Below are 16,176 nucleotides of genomic sequence, written 5' to 3' on the forward strand. Positions count from 1 at the left end.
GACCGCCCGGCGCGTCAGCTCCGCGCGACCTGCGCCGCGAGGACCTTGTCGACGGCCGGCAGGAACGCGGGCAGGTCGTCGGGGTTGCGCGACGTGACCAGCGGGAAGCCACCCGCCTCGTCGGTCACGACGTCCGCGTCGCGCCACTCGCCGCCCGCGTTGCGGACGTCCGTGCGCAGCGACGGGTACGACGTGAGCGTCACCCCGCCGAGCACGCCGGCCTCGACGAGCGCCCACGGACCGTGGCAGATCGCGGCGATCGGACGGCCCGACCCCGCGAACGCGCGGACCAGGCCGACGGCCTGCTCGTCGAGCCGCAGGGTGTCCGCGTTGATCGTGCCGCCCGGGACGAGCAGCAGGTCGTAGTCGCCGGCGTCGACGTCCGCGAACGTCGTGTCGGGCGTGACGGTGCGCCCGGGGTCCTTGTCGCCGACCAGGGTCTGCACCGGGTCGGTCGACTGCGCGGCGACGGTGACACCGACGCCCTGGTCGGTCAGGTGCTCGACCGGGACGACGAGCTCGTCCTGCTCGACGCCGTAGTTCGTGACGATCGCCAGGACCCGGCGACCGGTGAGGGTGCTCTCGGACACGTCTGCCTCCTCGCGGTGGCGGGTGCGCCGTCGGCTTCAGCGCGCCCGGTCACCGTAGGCACGCGACGCGCGGGTCACCACCGCTGCGGCGGGACCGGCGTGCCCGGCGGGGGCGGACCCTGCGGGGGCGGACCCTGCGGCGGCGACCAGGAGCCGGCGGGCGGCGGCGACGGCGGGGTGGCCGGGCCGGTGTAGAGGGGCACGGTCGGCGCCGAGGAGAACCGGGGGTCGCCGAACCCGCCGCCGAGGGCAGGCGACGGGACCGACCGCAGGCGCGGGTCGCTCGACCCCGCGATCGCCTGCGCGGTCAGGAGCCGGCCACGCAGCTCCCGCAGCTCGGTCTCGACCGGCCACTCCTTGAACGCGAGGACGAGGACCGCGACCAGGCTCACGACGGGCACGACCCCGAGGACGCCGAGCCACGGGCTGAACCCGGCCTTGCGCGCGATGCGCACGCAGATCCACACCTGGAGGACCGCGGCCACGCCGTACACGAGGAGCATCGCGCCGAAGTAGCCCGCCAGGTAGGCCGGGGTCGGCGTGCACGAACCGCCGTAGCAGTCGACGGCGGCCAGCATGACGCTCCCTCACGGTGCGGACGCTCGCCGCACCTCCTCCCCGTCCGATCGACGACGGCGAGCCGCAGCTGACCCGCACCGGTCACGGATCACCCGACGGTGGCGCGACGCCACCCGGACGGCCCAGCGCCGTGCACCTCCGCGGTCAGCCGACCCGGTCGAGGAAGGCCAGGACGCGCTCACGCAGCAGCGCCGCCGCGTCCTCGTCGTAGGCGGGCAGGCTCGCGTCGACGAACAGGTGCCGGTCGCCGGGGTAGAGGAACAGCTCGCCGTCCGGCACCGCCTCGACGAGCTCGCGCGCGGCCTCCACGTCGCCCTCGCCCACGAACACCGGGTCCGCGTCCATGCCGTGCACCTGCACGGGCACGTGGTCGGGCCACGGCGATCCCAGCGCCTCCGGCGGCACGCACGACCCGACGAGCACCGCGCCGAGGACACCCGGCCGCGTCTGGGCGACGGTCTGCGCCGACATCGCACCGAGCGAGATCCCGAGCACGACGAGCCGCGGGGGCAGGTCCCGGACCGCCGCGACGCCCCGGTCGACGACCGTCTGGAACCCGGTCCGCTCCGCGTAGCCGATGCCGGACTCCAGGTCGTCGAACGTGCGCCCGTCGTACAGGTCGGGCACGTGCACGGTGTGCCCGGCGTTCCGCAGCGTCTCCGCGAGCGTCTGCACGCCCGGCGTCAGACCCTGCGCGTGATGGAACAGCACCACCTCGGCCACGTCGTGCTCCCTCCGGTCCACCGGCCCCCGGCCGCGTCGGTCGCGCGGACCCGCGACCGCGCACGAGCCTGCCACCGGCGTCCGACACGGGCGCGTCGGGGTGCGCGGCGCCGCGCGGCGGGTTGTGATGGACGCAGGACCCCACCCCCACGACGAGGAGCAGCACCCCCATGACCGTGCCCACGATCACCCTCAACAACGGCGTCGAGATCCCCCAGCTCGGCTTCGGCGTCTTCCAGGTGCCGCCGGAGGACACGAAGGGCGTCGTGCTGGAGGCGTTCGAGGTCGGCTACCGGCACGTCGACACCGCGCAGATGTACCGCAACGAGGCCGGCGTCGGCGCGGCGCTCGCCGAGTCGGGTCTGGCCCGGGACGACGTGTTCGTCACGACGAAGCTCAACAACGGCTACCTGGAGCACGACGCCGCGCTCGACGCGTTCCGGCGCTCGCTCGACGCGCTCGGCACCGACCACGTGGACCTGTTCCTCATCCACTGGCCGCTCCCCACGGTCGCGGACTACGTGGCCCGGTGGCGCACGCTGGAGCAGATCTACGCCGACGGTGGCGCGCGCGCGATCGGGGTGTCGAACTTCCAGCCCGCGCACCTGCACCGACTCCGCGACGAGACGACGGTGACGCCCGCGGTCAACCAGATCGAGGTCCACCCCTACCTGCGCAACGACGCCGCGCGCGCCGCGGGCTCGGAGCTCGGCATCGTGACCGAGGCGTGGTCGCCGATCGCCCAGGGCAAGGTCCTCGACGACCCGGTGCTCCTGCGCATCGCGGAGTCGGTGGGCCGCACGCCCGCGCAGGTCACGCTGCGCTGGCACCTCCAGCGTGGTGACGTCGTCTTCCCGAAGTCCGTGACGCGCAGCCGCATGGAGGAGAACTTCGCGCTGTTCGACTTCGAGCTGTCGGCGACCGACATGGCCGACATCGACGCGCTGGACCGGCACCAGCGGACCGGCCCGGACCCGGACGTCTTCGACTACGTCCCGGCGACCTGACGGGCGTCAGGCGAACGGCAGGACCAGCAGCGTCTCGTTGCGCGCGGGGTCGCCGTCGGGCGACGGCTCGGTGACGTACTCCTCCCAGAAGTCGCCGCGCCCGTCCCGGCCGTGCTCGGCGCGACGCGCCTCGACCTCGCCCCACGCGGCTCCGAGGTCGTCGTAGGGGCCGACGAAGAGCCCGACGAGCGCCGGGCCGCCGGGGAGCTCGACGACCTCGACGCGTCCCCCGAGCGGCCCGGGCTCGACGCCCTCGACGGGGAAGCCCGCGGCGACGTCGACGGTGTCGGTGGGCATGCCGTGGTACCAGCCGATGGCCGGGCCGACGATGCGCGCACCCGCCTCCCCGACCGTGCGCGCCACCTCGCCGTACGCGGTGTCGTAGAACGCGGCGAGCTCGTCCGTGCGTACCGGGCGGCGCACGACGGCGACGGTCCTCGTCGGCTGCATGCGGACGTCGACGTCCATGGGGTCCTCCTCGAAGGGTCGCGGTCCTCCCCCAGCATCCCGCACGAACCGGTCACCCGGGAGCGGTCGGCACGGTAGCCTCCGGAGCGCTCGAGGTCCGCGCCCGTCCGTCGGGCGTCCGCCGCTGCGAGGAGTCCCATGGCCGAGCCCGTCGTCGTCGCGCCGCCCAGCGCCGCCTACCCGTGGGCCCGCGTGCTCGGCTGGACCGCGCTGCTGCTCGCCGCCGTCGCCGCCGTCGGGGTGCTCGGCGCCGCCGCGTACCTGGTGGACGGGTGGCTGCACCCCACGTCGTGGGGTGACCTGGCGGGCGCGATCCTGCTGACGTGGTCGTGCGTGCCGGCGCTGGTCGCGCTGCCCGTGGGTCTGCTGCAGGCGCACCGCGAGGTCGGGCCGCGGTGGCGGTCAGTCGCGACCGTCGCGATGGCGGCGCCCGCGCCCGTCCTGGCGCTCACGATCCTGCTGGCGCGGGCGGTCGCCGACCTGCTGCCCTGAGCGCGACGCGGGCTGCCTCGGTCCGCTCAGTCGTCGGCGCGCCAGCGGGCCGCGGCGTACCAGACGAGGAACGCGGTCGTCGTGATCTCGATCACCGAGAAGTACGCGTAGTGGGGCGCGACGGTCCCCACGAAGAGCGACCCGACCTGCACGGCCGTCATGACGGCGGCCGCGACGACGGTCGCCCACCGCGCGACGCGGTGCGGCGCGACGCGCGAGACGAGCACCATCCCGATCGGGATCGTCATGAGGACGCTCGCCGCGAGCAGGAACGAGTCGGTGATCGTGATTCCCCCGATCCGGCCGTCGAGGATCGCGCGCAGGTCCTCGGTGCGGAACAGCCCGAGCACGTCGCAGTAGAGGTAGCAGAGCAGCACGAACAGCCAGAGCGAGGCGACGACGGTCCGGCGCGGGACGCGGCGGGCGCTGGTCGCCGGGGCGGTCGGCGTGGGGGCGGAGAGCGTGGTCACGGGGTCCTCCTGCGGGGTGTCGGTCGTAGCCTTACGGCGTAAGACTTACGATGTAAGGGGAACGTACAGCGTAAGGTCGACACGTCACAAGGGAGGACCGTCATGCCGTCGTCGCCGGCCTCGTCGCCGCAGCCCCCGCACGCCCGCGAGGCGCTGAGCCGCGAGCGGGTCGTCGCCGCCGCGGTCGCGATCGCCGACGCCGACGGGCTCGCCGCCGTCACCATGCGCCGCGTCGCCGCCGACCTGCACTGCGAGGCGATGTCGCTCTACCACCACGTGCCGAGCAAGGACGCGCTGCTCGCCGCCCTCGCCGACGAGGCGCTCCGGCAGGTCGCCGAGGCCGCCGCACACGTCACCGACCCGACGTGGGACGTCGCCGTGCGCCGCCGCTGCCTCGCGGCGCGCGACGTCATGCTCCGGCACCCCTGGGCACCCGGGCTCGTCGCCGCGCAGACCACGTCGCCGCCCTCCGTGTGGCCCGTCTACGAGCAGCTCGTCGGGACGCTCGCCGACGCCGGGTTCGACGACGACCTCGCGCACCGCGCGATCCACGCGCTCGGGAGCATGCTGCTCGGCTTCTCGCGCGAGCTCTTCGAGCCCGAGGGCGACGACCTGACGCCCGACCCGACGACCACGGCCCACGTCGACGAGCACCTGCCGAACCTCGCGCGCATGGCCGCGTCCGTCGTCCACGAGACGGACGGCGCGCTCTCGGTGTGCGACACCCGCGCCGAGTTCGAGTTCACCCTCGACCTCATCCTCGGCGGGCTCGACCGGCACCGCCTCGCCCGCAGCACGGCCTGACGTCAGGACAGGTGCTGCTCCAGGAGGTCCGCTGCGGCCGCCGTGCCCCCGAGCGCGCGGAGGTCGGCGCCGAGCCGGCTCGCCGCGCGGCGGTACGACGGGTCACCGGCGACCCGCTGGTAGGCCTCGGCGACGGCCCGTGGCCGCGGCCTCCCCGTGCGCAGGTCGACGCCCGCGCCGTGCCAGGCGATGCGCGCAGCGATCTCGGGCTTGTCGAGGTCGCCGCCGGCGACGACGAGCGGGACGTCGTGACGCAGCGCCTGCAGCACCCCGCCGTAGCCGCCGTTCGTCACGACGACGGACGTCCGCGGGAGCAGGTGGGGGTACGGGAGCATCTCCGCGACGCGCGCGTTGGCGGGCAGCGGTCCGGGCAGCGGGTCGGTCCGGTGCCCCAGCCCGACGACGACCAGCACGTCGAGGTCCGCGAGCGCAGCGAGGGTCGGCAGGACGAGGTCGCGCGGGCCGACGTTGGCGGTGCCCTGCGTCACGTGCACGACGGGCACGTCGTGGGCACCGGCGTCCAGCACGTCGTCCCACCACTCCGGCAGGTGGACGTCGGGCGGTGGCGCGCCGTCGTCGGTCAGGTCGCCGACGAACCGGACGTGCGGCGGCAGGTCGTCGCGCGGGTAGTCGAGGCCGGCCGACCCCGAGGCGACGACGAGCTGCGGCGAGAACCACATCGTGCCGAACGTCTCGCGGTCGGGCGGCAGGCCGACGTCACGACGGGTCCGCTGGTAGAGGCGCGTGAGCGCGGCCGTCCCAGCACCCGACGCCGCCCCGAGCACCGCGTCGCGCAGCCGCCCGAGGGGCCCGGACGCCGGCCGCAGCCCCAGACCCGTGGGCGGGATGCCGCGGCCCGGGGGCCAGTACGCGATCGGGGAGACGGTGGCCCACGGGCAGCCGAGCCGCTCGGCGGCGAACCGGCTGCCGAGCGCCATCGGGTCACCCGCGAGCAGGTCCCACGGCTCGGCGGCGTGCTCGGCGAGCAGGTCGTCGGCCTGCGCGGGCGCCGTGCCGAGGAACAGGTCCTCGAGGTTGACGAGCACCTGGCGGAACCCCTTGCGGCCACGAAGACGCGGGAACGTCGCCGCGAGGTCGCGCTCGTCCATGTCGGGGACCGTGCGCCAGGGCACGCCACGCGCCCCGACCTCCTCGAACGTCCGCGTGTACGACGGGCCGGTCTGGACGCGGACGTCGTGACCCCGCCGGACGAGCTCCGCGGCGACCGCCCGGACCGGCCGGGCGTGCCCTGCGAACGGCATCGCGGTCAGCATGATCGACGCCATGACGTGAGTATGGCGCTCGCCCCGGCGCCGGTGGCCCTGCCGCGGCCTAGTCCGACTGGCGGCGCGGGATGCGGCGCACGGCGCGCTTGCGGCCCGGCGTCCACACCCCGACAGGCCGGCCCGACTCGACGTCCTGCGCGTCCTCGAGGCGACCCGCCTCCCGGTACGCCTCGGCGAGCGCCGCGCGGCTCGCGGCCGTCTGCGGGTCGTCGGGCCCGAGGATGCGCTCGTCGTCGACGCACGCCCGCTCCAGCAGCTCGACGACGTCGTCCAGCCGGTCCTCCTCGCGGTACACCTCGATGAGCAGGACCCGGCTCGCGGCGGTGTCGACGTGGTCCGGGCCGAGCATGCGCTGCCGGTCGGCGAACGTCTTCTCCAGCAGCGGGACCGCCTCCTCGGCCCGGCCCGCCTCGCGGTAGGCCACGGCCAGGTTGTTGCGGCTGGTCAGGGTCGCGGGGTGCAGCGGACCGAGCACGCGCGCACGGTCGGCGAGCGTCGCCTCCAGCAGCGCGAGCGCATGGTCCGTCCGGCCCGCGTCGTGGTGCACGAGCGCGAGGTCCCCGCGGGTCGCGAGCGTGTCCGGGTGCTCGGCACCGAGGACGCGCTGCCGGTCCGCCATGGTCCGCTCCAGGACGCGCACCGCGTCACGCAGCCGGCCCGCGTCCCGGTACGCCAGGCCGAGGCTGTTCGCGCTGCTCAGCGCCTCGGGGTGGTCGGGTCCGAGCACGCGCTCGCGGTCCGCGAGCGTGCTCTCCAGCAGCGGGATCGCCCGGTCGAGGCGGCCAGCGTCGTGGTACGCGAGCGCCAGGACGCTGCGGCTCGTGAGCGTGTCCGCGTGCTGGTAGCCGTGCGTGCGCTCGGCGTCGGCGAGCATGCGCTCCAGCAGCGGCAGCGCCAGGTCGGGCCGGCGGGCGTCGCGGTACGCGAGCGCGAGGTTGCCGCGGCTCGTCAGCGTCACCGGGTGGTCCGGGCCGAGCGCGCGCTCCGCGTCCCGCAGCGTCGCCTCCAGCAGGGGCAGCGTCCGGTCGAGACGGCGCGCGTCGCGGTGGAACGGCGCCATGTCGTTGCGGCTCGTCAGCGTGTCCGGGTGGTCCCGGCCGAGCAGCCGCTGCCGGTCGGCGAGCGCCCGGTCCAGCAGCGGGAACGCGCGGTCCGGCCGGTGCGCGAGCCGGTGCGTCAGGCCCAGGTCGCGGCGCACCGCGATCGTGTCGGGGTGGTCGGGCCCGAGCACCCGCTCGGCGTCCTCCAGACCGCGGACCAGCAGCGGCAGCGCCTCGTCGAGCAGCCCGGCGTCCCGGTACGCGAGCGCCAGGTTGGTGCGGCTCGCGAGGGTGTCCGGGTGCTCGCTGCCGAGCGCACGACGCGACGCCGACAGGTTGCGCTGCAGCATCTCCAACGCGCGCTCGAGCATCCCCGCGTCGCGGTACGCCATCGCGAGGTTGTTGCGGCTGGTCAGCGTCGCGCGGTGCACGGGCCCGAGGACACGCTCGGTGTCCTCGAGCGTGCTCACGAGCAGCGGGATCGCGCGGTCGAGGCGACCGACCTCGCGGTGCGTGAGCGCCAGGTTGTTGCGCGCGGTCAGGACGTCGACGTGGTCCTCGGGCAGCGCGCGTGCCGCGGTGTCGACGAGCCGCTCCCAGTACGCGACCGCCTCCTGCACGAGCCCCGCCCGCGTCAGGCTCGACCCCGCCTCCCACAGCACGGGGTGGCCGTCGGGCTCCCACAGCACGCCGCGGACGTCGAGCGACGCGACCGTCGACGTGCAGGAGCGGAACACGTGCGCCGTCAGCGCGGCGTGCCCGAGGCCGTCGTCGGCGGGCCACGCCTCCAGCAGGGCGTCCGCGGCCGTGCGCAGGACGGTGTCGACCGTCGAGACGTCGAGGTGCTCGCGGGCCACGCGCTGCACGAGCGGGTGCACGTGGGCGAGGGTCGCGTCCTGCGTGGACCCGTCGACGAACGACGCGAGGCCGACCGCGCACAGGTTGCGCAGCCCGTGCTGGAGCTCCTCGGCGGTCACGGCCGCGCTCGACGACGTCCACCGGCTCCGCCACGTCCGCGGCCGCACGAGCTCGTCGATCCCCGCGACGGCCGCCGACGTCGAGAGCAGCTCGACCGGGAACGTCGGCCCGAGGACGCTGACCAGCACGAGCACGAGCTGCGCGACGCCCAGCGGCTGCTGCGCGTCCGCGTCGTCCACGGCGAGCGTCCCCGTGGCGAGGACGGCGGCCGGCACGTCCGCACCACCGTCGTCGGGCAGCTGCAGCGCGCGGCGACGCTCCGCGAGCGCCTCGACGTAGTCCTCGACCGACCCGCCGGTGACGCGCAGGTCGCCGACGACGAGGGACAGCGCCAGCGGGACGCGGCCGAGGTCGTCGACGAGCCGCTCGACGACCTCCGTCGGCGCGTCTGGCGCCACCGTCCCGACGAACTTCCCCGCCTCGTCGCTCGACAGCCGGTCGACGGCCACGGCGCGCCCACCGGAGCGCGGTAGGACGTTGTTGCTCTCGCTGGTCAGCAGCACCTGTCCGGTCACGCCGCGCGGCCACAGGTCCGTGAGCAGCGACGGGTCCGGGACGCCGTCGAGCACGACGAGCCAGCGCCGACGCGTCGACACGAGCCACGCGAGGAACGCCGCGGCCGCGGCCTCGTCGGCGCCGCTCGATGTCGTCGGGTGCACGACGCGGTCGGCTGCCGCGAACGTCGTGAGGATGCCGTCGCGCGTCGCGCCCGGGACCCACACGAGCAGGTCGAGGTCCCCGGCGTCCCACATCGCGTGCGCGTGCGCCCCCGCGACGGCCGTCGCGCCGTACCCCGGGGGGCCCGCGAGCAGCGTGGTCGTGCCTGCGGCGAGCCGCCCGTCGTCGTCGGTGAGGGCCGCGAGGAGGTCGGTGCGCACGGCGTGGTCGGGGGCGTGCGCGGGCGGGTGCCCGACGCACACGGGCCAGCTCACGTCCGCGCGGGCGTCCTGCTCGCGCCGGCGCCGCAGCTGCCCGGGCGTGGCCGTCGACTGCGTCCAGCGGCCCGGCCCGGCGTCCGCCGCGACCCACCCCGCGATGTCGGCGTGGTCGGCGAACTTGCGCGCCGGGACCACCTGGAGCGCGGGCGCGTTGGGCTGGTCGGGCCGCGGGTCGCTCAGCAGGACACCGACGAGGACGTCCTCGGCGACGAGCGCGCCGCCCGCGTGCCCGGCCCACGAGCCGCCGGGGGGACCGCCGGGAGGGGCCGTCGCGAGCTCGACCGACCAGCCACGCGCCCGCGCGCGGGCACCCGGCCGGACGACGATGCCCAGCTCGCTCGCGCCGGGTCCCCCGGCGTCCGCGTCGAGCGCGACGGCGCGTCCGGCGGCGAAGCCGACCGTCCGGCACTCCGTCGCCTCGTCGGGTTCGGACCACGCCGTCGCGAGCTCGTCCGTGAGGGGCACGAGCGGCTCGTCGTCGGTGCAGAGCAGGAGCGCGACGTCGGCCTGCGGGTGCGTCCAGATCAGCGCCGCCGAGCGCAGCCGGGTGCCGCCCGCGTCCCCGAGCGCGCGCACGCGGATCCGGACCGGCAGGTGCTGCTTGGCGAGCCACTCCGGGGTGAGGCCGGCGGACGGCGGGCGCAGCCGCGCGACGGGCAGCGTCCGGCCGAGCACCCGGCGCGCGGTGAGGACCACGCGGGGCGCGATCAGGTAGCCGGCGGCGACGGCGTTGCCGTCGTCGGACTCGAGGCGCACGACGCGCGAGAGCGGGACGTGCGGGGCGGGCGGGACGTCGGCGACGCCCGGTGCGACCGGGTCGAGGGCAGGGTCCGGCGGCGGCGTGACCGTGTGGTCACGCTGCACGGCGACCTCGACGTCGACCATCCCCGGACTCCTTCGCGCCGCCTGCGGCAGGCAGCGACCTTGCGCGCGTCACGGCGGTCGGGGTGGTGGTGCGGCCATCGCCCCGTCGCCGCGTCGGCCGAGTGTGCCACGCCACACGCGCCGACCGGTTGCCCCGGGCGCGCTTTCCTGGACGGCCGCCCAGTCGCGGGTGCGGGAGGCGGCCCCGAGGGACGTCGCCGCTGGTCACAGCGTCGCACACCGCGGTCACGGAGTCGTGTGCGACTCCCCGCGACGGTCGCCCGGCGGCATCGCCGCAGGTGCGGACCCTGCCCACCGGACCGCCCGCCCGCCCAACACCCCGCCACGGCACCCGACCGCCCGTCAAGTCCCCGGAGGACGACTCCGGCGAGACGGGACATCCGGGCCGCACGCTCGACACCCACCCGACGCGCGCGAACCACGTCGCCCGACCGGTCCGTCCCGGAACGTCCGGCCACGAATTCACCCGCCCCGACCGCCCGGCCGCTACGGCGATCGGGGGACCCCGCCGGGCGACGTAGGCTCGGACCGTGGCCACGTTCTCCGCCGTGACGCGTCAGCACATCCTCCAGGCGATCGGGGAGCACGACTCCCGCGGTCGCGACGACTTCCTCGGCGTCTACGGGTTCACCCCGGACGCCGGCTACGCCCTCCTCCACGAGGGCCGCGCCTACGAGCCGCGCGCGATCGTCGGCGTCGCGCACCGGTACGCCACCGGGAGGCTCGCGATCGCCGACGAGGTCGCCGTCGACGCCGCCTCCGCCGTGCTGCGCAAGCGCGGCTTCGACGTCAGCGAGCCGGTCGTCGCGACCCGTGCCCCGGTCGCCGCCGCCCGGACGGCGCGCGCGCCCCGGTCCACGACGCGCACGTCGACGCCCCGAACCACGACGCGGGCCAGCAGCGCGGCGCCCGAGCGGGTCGCACCGATCTGCCCGACGTGCTCGATGACCCTCCCGGCCACGGGCGTCTGCGACTACTGCGGCTGACGCCCGCGCCGCTCCGGCGGACGGCTCAGCGCCGCGGCTCGAGCACCACCACGGCCGTCTCGGTCGGGCGACGCGTCGCGAAGCCGTCGAGGCCCTCGTCGAGCTTGCGGTACTCCGCCCACAGCCGCTCGCGCTCGGCACCTGCGGCCGCCCGGGCTCGCACCGCGCGCGGCCCGTCCTTGAGGACGACCGTCGCGTCGGGGTGCGCCTGGAGATTCAGCCACCACGCCGGCTCCGGCGCCGCCCAGCCGTTCATCGCGAGCGTGACCAGGTTCGGCCCGTCCTCCATGTACGCGACGATCGCCTCGCGCTCCTGCCCGGTCCGCCGGCCCGTCGTGCGCAGCACGAGCGTCCCCCACCGGTCCGGGCGCGGACGCCAGAGCCCCCGCCGCCCACCGGTCACGCGGTAGATCGCGCGGTGCACCACCCAGGCGGTGCGGACGAACCACCGCGGCGGCAGCCGTGGGCTGCGCGCCTCGTCGACCTGACCTGTCGTCTCGTCCATGGCCGCTCCCCGGTCCGGGCGTCCGCGGTCCGGCGCCGGCCCGCAGGTCGCACGCTACCGACGCCGCGGGCGCCCGGGAACACCCGATCCGTCCGGATCGGGTGTCGGCGCCCGCGGGCGCGGCGTCGACGGGCGGGCCGCCGTGCGGTCAGGTGAGGACGACGCCGCCCTCGGACGTCAGCTGGTCGGCGTCCGCGTCGTCGAACCAGCGACCGTGCTCGCCGAGGTACCGGAACGTCACCGTGGAGCCGACCGGGACCTTGACGGACGTGCTCGACGTGCCGTTCGACCGCTTCTTCAGCGGGTGCAGCCCCGGCGTCCAGCCGTTGAACGAGCCGACGACGCTGACCGGGCCGTCGAGCGTCGCCGTCGGCAGCGAGAACGTGAGCGTGCAGGTGGCGGACGCGGCGGAACGGGACTTCTTGAGCACGGGCGGACCACTCTTTCCCTCGGACGGGCGACCCTGACGCGCGCATCGTGGCGCGCCCATGTTTCGGGCAGTGAAACTCGCAGGTGAGCGCCCGGTGACGCCCGGGTGACGCCGGCCACCGCCCCGCCGGACCGTCAGCCCGCGAGCATCACGAGGCGCTGCGTGGCGCGGGTCATCGCGACGTAGCGGTCGACCGCGCCCTCGATCCCGTCGCCGAACGACTCGGGCTCGACGAGCACGACGAGGTCGAACTCGAGGCCCTTCGTGAGGACCGGCGCGAGCGACCGCACCCGGTCGCCCTCGGGGAAGGTCGGGTCGCCGACGACGCACGCGACGCCGCCGTGCGACGCGAGCCACTCCTCGACGACGGTCGCGAGGTCGGCCCGGCGGCCGTGCTGCACGGGCACACCGGTCCGGCGCACGGACGTCGGCACGTTGGCGTCGGGCAGCGCGGCACGGATCACCGGCTCCGCCTCGGTCATGACCTCCTCGGGCGTGCGGTAGTTGAGCGTGAGCGAGGCGGTCGCGATCCCGGTGAGGCCGACGCGTGCCAGCCGCTCCTGCCACGACTCCGCGAAGCCGTGGCGGGCCTGCGCGCGGTCCCCCACGACGGTCAGACTGCGCGGCGGGCAGCGCGCGAGCAGCATCTGCCACTGCGCGTCGGTGAGCTCCTGCGCCTCGTCGACGACGACGTGCGCGAACGGCCCGGCGAGCGGGTCCGACGGCTCGTCGTCGGCGGCGGGGTCGACGAGCGCGTCGCGCAGGTCCTGGCCCTTGAGCATCGACATGAGGAGCAGCTCGCTGTCGTCGGCGGCGATCAGCTCGTCGACGACGCGCTGCCGCTGCTCCTGCTCGACGGCCCGCTCGGCGTCGCGCCGACGTCGCCGCGCGGGCGCGTCGGCGTCACCGAGCCGGCGGCGGGCGGCGTCGAGCAGCGGCAGGTCCGACGTCGTCCACGCGCGCGGGTCGTCACGCTGCAGCAGCCGCACCTCTGCGGGCGTGAGCCAGGGCGCGCACAGCCGCAGGTAGGCCGGGACGGACCACAGGTCGCCGACGAGGTCGGGAGCGTCGAGCAGCGGCCATGCGCGGTTGACGGCGCGTGCCAGGTCGCGGTTCCGCAGCAGCGCGCGGCGCAGCTGGTCGGTGGGCACGTCGTCGTCGTGCTTCGCGACGAGGATCTCCAGCAGCGCCTCCCACACCTGCGCCCGGCCCTCGTTGTGCGGGGTGCCCGGCTCGGGCGCGTCGAACACCTCGGCCCAGTCGGTGGGGGTCAGCAGGACGTCGGCCCAGGGCGTCTCGACGGTCATCGCCTCCGTGGGCGGCCGCTCGGAGAACCGGACCGCAGGCTCGATCGCCCGGACCATGTCGGCCGACGCCTTGAGCCGCGCGACCTCCGGGTCCGCCTCGCCGAGGGCCGTCAGCCCCTCGGGCACCAGGTCCGCGAGCGTGCACGTCCGCACGCCCTCCTCCCCCAGGCTCGGCAGCACGTCGGACACGTAGTCGAGGTACGGCTGGTGCGGCCCGACGAACAGCACGCCGCCGCGCCGGTGCCCGAGGCGAGGGTCGTGGTAGAGCAGGTACGCGGTGCGGTGCAGCGCGACGACGGTCTTGCCCGTGCCAGGCCCGCCGTCGACGACGAGCGTCCCCTGCGAGCCCGCGCGCACGATCGCGTCCTGGTCCGCCGCGATGGTGCCGAGCACGTCGCGCATGCGCGCCGACCGGTCCGCGCCGAGGCTCGCGACGAACGCCGACTGGTCGTCGAGCGCCGCGTTCGCCGCCAGCCCGTCGGCCGTGAAGACCTCGTCCCAGAAGTCCGTGACGTGCCCGGCCGTCCACTGGTACCGCCGCCGGCTGACGACGCCCATCGGGTTGCCGTGCGTCGCCCCGAAGAACGGCTCCGCGACCGGGGACCGCCAGTCGACCAGCAGCCTGCGGCCGTCGGCGTCGGTGATGCCGAGCCGCCCGACGTGGACGGGCTCGCCGCCGTCCGCCGGGACGACGCGGCCCAGGCACAGGTCGAGGCCGAACCGCTGGAGCACCCGCAGCCGACCCGACAGGCGGTGGATCTCCTGGTCACGCTCGAGGGCCGCCGTGCCGTGCCCGCCGGGTGCGCGACGGGCCTCGTCCAGGCGGGTCGCCACGTCGGTGCGCTGGTGGTCGAGGGTGGCCGCGAGCGCGGCGAAGAACTCCTCGTCGGCGGCGACGAGGGCCGGGTCGGCCTTGGCCGCGAGGGAGTCGGGGAGGTGGAACGCGCTGGTCGTCTGCGAGGTCACGGTCGGCGATTCTTCGCCGCGAGGGGGGCCTTGCCGCAAGACCCCCCGTGCTCTATACGTTGAGAGTGGCGGGGATGTCCCCGCCGTCGTCGTGTCCGGGGGCGTCCACGCGCTCGCGCGGGCGTCGGCGCCGCTCGACGGCTCGCCCCCAGAGCGTCGCGGCACCGATCGACGCGGCGAGCAGCACGGCGGTCCCGACGACGTCGAGGACGTAGTGGTTGCCCGTCGTGAGCACGACACCCGTCATCGCCAGCGGGAACAGCCACGCCGCCCACGCGGCACGTGGGTGCGACGTCCGCAGCGCGAGCCACACCGCGTACGCGCACCACGCCGAGAACCCCACGTGCATGCTCGGCATCGCGGTGTACGACATGCCCTCCCGCTGCACGCTCGCGTCGCCGAACGGGTCGTGCCGTGCGACGACGTCCACGACGCCGGCGAGCGCGAACCGCGGCGGCGACATCGGCACCGCCGCGTACACGGGCAGCACCAGCAGCATCATCGCGAGCAGCGTGCGGCGTGCCCGCAGGTACACCTCGGGGTGGCGCACGAACACCCAGACCAGCACGCCGAGCAGCACCAGGTAGTACGACCGGTAGACGTAGACGGCACCGACCTCGACCCACGTCGGCTGCGCCACCAGCCACCGGTTCGCCGCGAGCGCGACGTCGATCCCGAGCGCGCGCTCGACGTCCTGGAGCGCGAGCGCGTGCGCCGTCGCGGCGGCGACGTCGTGCGCGACGCGCCCGTGCACCCACGTGAAGACCGCGAACGCCCCGAGCACGACGACGAGCTCGACGAGCACCCTCGGGTGTCCCGTCGGCCGTCCTGGCTGCGCTGGTCCGCCGACCACGCGGCGATCCTGCCAGCGGGAGTGCGTCCACGACAGACCGGGCTGTTGTACGGCACATGTACGGCGTAGGGTGGAGGACCAACCCGTGAGGAGCGACCCGTGCCGAAGACCGACCGCATCGAGGTGCGCACCGACGAGACCACCGGTGAGCTGATCCGTCGTGCTGCCGAGCTGTCGCGCGCCTCCACGTCGCAGTTCATCATCGCGGCGGCAGTCGATCGCGCGGAGGCTGTCGTGGCCCGCGCGGACCTGACGCTCATGCCGGCGGCGCAGTTCGACGCGATGATCGAGGCGATCGACCGAGCGAACCCGATGCCGAACCTCGCCCGTGCCGCGGCCACGCCGCGGAGGTTCACGGGTTGAGCGAGGACACGTACTACTCGCACCCACTCACACCCGACGACGACCTCGACCCGTTCGACTGCGGTGTCGAGAGTCTGAACGGCTGGCTGAAGCAGCACGCGCTACGCGCTCAGGCGCAGGATGTGACCCGCACGTTCGTGTGGAGCGAGCTCCACAGCTCGCGTGCAGTGGCCTACCACTCGATGTCGCCGACCCAGGTCGTCCGGACGGACGTCACCGCGGGCCTGGCCGGTGGCAACGCCGTGATCCCGGCCTTCCTGATCGGCAGGCTGGCCCTGGACAAGTCTCTGCACGGGCAGGGCCTGGGCTCGCAGCTGCTGATCGACGCGCTGTGGAAGGTCTGCAGCGCCTCGCAGTACGGCGGCGGGCGGCTCATCGTGGTGGACCCGATCGATGACGTCGCGGCAGCGTTCTACGCCCGGCACGACTTCCAGCGAGTCCAGGGATCGACGCGCATGTACGCCAAGATCGCGGCCGTCCGCGCCGCGATCGGGTTCGACGAGTAG

General features: G+C 75.3%; 17 protein-coding genes. 6 read left to right on the plus strand and 11 right to left on the minus strand.

Annotation, left to right across the window (positions count from 1 at the left end; genetic code table 11):
• Positions 1-14: 14 nt before the first annotated feature.
• From OOT42_RS19700 to OOT42_RS19710, 3 genes are all read right to left on the minus strand, one after another.
• Entirely contained in the window at positions 15-590 is a 576-nt protein-coding gene (locus OOT42_RS19700) for a type 1 glutamine amidotransferase domain-containing protein (protein WP_273652843.1), read from the minus strand.
• Positions 591-664: 74 nt separating this feature from the next.
• On the minus strand, positions 665-1,168 hold the full coding sequence (locus OOT42_RS19705) for a hypothetical protein (protein WP_273652844.1): 504 nt from the start codon (positions 1,166-1,168) through the stop codon (positions 665-667).
• 145 nt (positions 1,169-1,313) lie between these two features.
• Positions 1,314-1,892: a dienelactone hydrolase family protein gene (locus OOT42_RS19710; protein ID WP_273652845.1), complete on the minus strand. Its 579-nt coding sequence runs from the start codon at positions 1,890-1,892 to the stop codon at positions 1,314-1,316.
• Between the two features lie 170 nt (positions 1,893-2,062).
• Here OOT42_RS19710 and OOT42_RS19715 point away from each other — a divergent pair, with 170 nt between their 5' ends.
• Entirely contained in the window at positions 2,063-2,899 is an 837-nt protein-coding gene (locus OOT42_RS19715; RefSeq protein WP_273652846.1) for an aldo/keto reductase, read from the plus strand.
• Positions 2,900-2,905: 6 nt separating this feature from the next.
• On the opposite strand, the gene OOT42_RS19720 is transcribed toward OOT42_RS19715, so the two are convergent.
• A complete protein-coding gene (locus OOT42_RS19720; RefSeq protein ID WP_273652847.1) occupies positions 2,906-3,367 on the minus strand; it encodes a GyrI-like domain-containing protein in 462 nt (153 codons plus the stop codon).
• Between the two features lie 138 nt (positions 3,368-3,505).
• Here OOT42_RS19720 and OOT42_RS19725 point away from each other — a divergent pair, with 138 nt between their 5' ends.
• Positions 3,506-3,859, plus strand: a complete 354-nt coding sequence (locus tag OOT42_RS19725; RefSeq protein ID WP_273652848.1) for a hypothetical protein — start codon at positions 3,506-3,508, stop codon at positions 3,857-3,859.
• A gap of 26 nt (positions 3,860-3,885) precedes the next feature.
• On the opposite strand, the gene OOT42_RS19730 is transcribed toward OOT42_RS19725, so the two are convergent.
• Positions 3,886-4,329: a DUF6326 family protein gene (locus tag OOT42_RS19730; RefSeq protein WP_273652849.1), complete on the minus strand. Its 444-nt coding sequence runs from the start codon at positions 4,327-4,329 to the stop codon at positions 3,886-3,888.
• 102 nt (positions 4,330-4,431) lie between these two features.
• Here OOT42_RS19730 and OOT42_RS19735 point away from each other — a divergent pair, with 102 nt between their 5' ends.
• On the plus strand, positions 4,432-5,133 hold the full coding sequence (locus tag OOT42_RS19735) for a TetR/AcrR family transcriptional regulator C-terminal domain-containing protein (RefSeq protein ID WP_273652850.1): 702 nt from the start codon (positions 4,432-4,434) through the stop codon (positions 5,131-5,133).
• 2 nt (positions 5,134-5,135) lie between these two features.
• Here the strand turns inward: OOT42_RS19735 and OOT42_RS19740 are convergent, their stop codons facing one another.
• A complete protein-coding gene (locus OOT42_RS19740; RefSeq protein ID WP_273652851.1) occupies positions 5,136-6,419 on the minus strand; it encodes a glycosyltransferase in 1,284 nt (427 codons plus the stop codon).
• A gap of 46 nt (positions 6,420-6,465) precedes the next feature.
• Positions 6,466-10,260: a tetratricopeptide repeat protein gene (locus OOT42_RS19745; protein ID WP_273652852.1), complete on the minus strand. Its 3,795-nt coding sequence runs from the start codon at positions 10,258-10,260 to the stop codon at positions 6,466-6,468.
• A gap of 530 nt (positions 10,261-10,790) precedes the next feature.
• Here OOT42_RS19745 and OOT42_RS19750 point away from each other — a divergent pair.
• Positions 10,791-11,246 (plus strand): hypothetical protein, encoded by a 456-nt coding sequence (locus OOT42_RS19750; protein ID WP_273652853.1) that lies wholly within the window; start codon positions 10,791-10,793, stop codon positions 11,244-11,246.
• A gap of 25 nt (positions 11,247-11,271) precedes the next feature.
• On the opposite strand, the gene OOT42_RS19755 is transcribed toward OOT42_RS19750, so the two are convergent.
• The 4 genes from OOT42_RS19755 to OOT42_RS19770 all read right to left on the minus strand — a co-directional run bounded on the left by OOT42_RS19755 (position 11,272) and on the right by OOT42_RS19770 (position 15,259).
• Complete coding sequence (locus OOT42_RS19755) at positions 11,272-11,751, minus strand: nitroreductase/quinone reductase family protein (RefSeq protein WP_273652854.1); 480 nt, start codon at positions 11,749-11,751, stop codon at positions 11,272-11,274.
• Between the two features lie 148 nt (positions 11,752-11,899).
• Positions 11,900-12,181, minus strand: coding sequence for an isoamylase early set domain-containing protein (locus OOT42_RS19760; RefSeq protein WP_273652855.1), 282 nt, complete (start codon positions 12,179-12,181; stop codon positions 11,900-11,902).
• 134 nt (positions 12,182-12,315) lie between these two features.
• Positions 12,316-14,454 (minus strand): RNA polymerase recycling motor ATPase HelR, encoded by a 2,139-nt coding sequence (helR, locus tag OOT42_RS19765; RefSeq protein WP_273652856.1) that lies wholly within the window; start codon positions 14,452-14,454, stop codon positions 12,316-12,318.
• 52 nt (positions 14,455-14,506) lie between these two features.
• Entirely contained in the window at positions 14,507-15,259 is a 753-nt protein-coding gene (locus OOT42_RS19770) for a phosphatase PAP2 family protein (protein WP_273652857.1), read from the minus strand.
• Between the two features lie 147 nt (positions 15,260-15,406).
• On the opposite strand from OOT42_RS19770, the gene OOT42_RS19775 reads away from it, so the two are divergent.
• Together OOT42_RS19775 and OOT42_RS19780 are read left to right on the plus strand one after the other, a co-directional pair.
• A complete protein-coding gene (locus OOT42_RS19775; RefSeq protein ID WP_273652858.1) occupies positions 15,407-15,670 on the plus strand; it encodes a DUF1778 domain-containing protein in 264 nt (87 codons plus the stop codon).
• On the plus strand, positions 15,667-16,176 hold the full coding sequence (locus OOT42_RS19780; protein ID WP_273652859.1) for a GNAT family N-acetyltransferase: 510 nt from the start codon (positions 15,667-15,669) through the stop codon (positions 16,174-16,176). The genes OOT42_RS19775 and OOT42_RS19780 overlap by 4 nt, the downstream gene beginning before the upstream one ends.

The sequence above is a fragment of the Cellulomonas fimi genome (genome assembly GCF_028583725.1).
Classification (GTDB): Bacteria; Actinomycetota; Actinomycetes; order Actinomycetales; family Cellulomonadaceae; genus Cellulomonas; species Cellulomonas fimi_B.

Excerpts from the sequence above, each read along its gene's own strand:
- OOT42_RS19720 (WP_273652847.1), bottom strand. The coding sequence starts at position 3,367 with ATGGACGTCGACGTCCGCATGCAGCCGACGAGGACCGTCGCCGTCGTG.
- OOT42_RS19735 (WP_273652850.1), top strand. The coding sequence starts at position 4,432 with ATGCCGTCGTCGCCGGCCTCGTCGCCGCAGCCCCCGCACGCCCGCGAG.
- OOT42_RS19740 (WP_273652851.1), bottom strand. The coding sequence starts at position 6,419 with ATGGCGTCGATCATGCTGACCGCGATGCCGTTCGCAGGGCACGCCCGG.
- OOT42_RS19745 (WP_273652852.1), bottom strand. The coding sequence starts at position 10,260 with ATGGTCGACGTCGAGGTCGCCGTGCAGCGTGACCACACGGTCACGCCG.
- OOT42_RS19755 (WP_273652854.1), bottom strand. The coding sequence starts at position 11,751 with ATGGACGAGACGACAGGTCAGGTCGACGAGGCGCGCAGCCCACGGCTG.
- OOT42_RS19725 (WP_273652848.1), top strand. The coding sequence starts at position 3,506 with ATGGCCGAGCCCGTCGTCGTCGCGCCGCCCAGCGCCGCCTACCCGTGG.
- OOT42_RS19715 (WP_273652846.1), top strand. The coding sequence starts at position 2,063 with ATGACCGTGCCCACGATCACCCTCAACAACGGCGTCGAGATCCCCCAG.
- OOT42_RS19705 (WP_273652844.1), bottom strand. The coding sequence starts at position 1,168 with ATGCTGGCCGCCGTCGACTGCTACGGCGGTTCGTGCACGCCGACCCCG.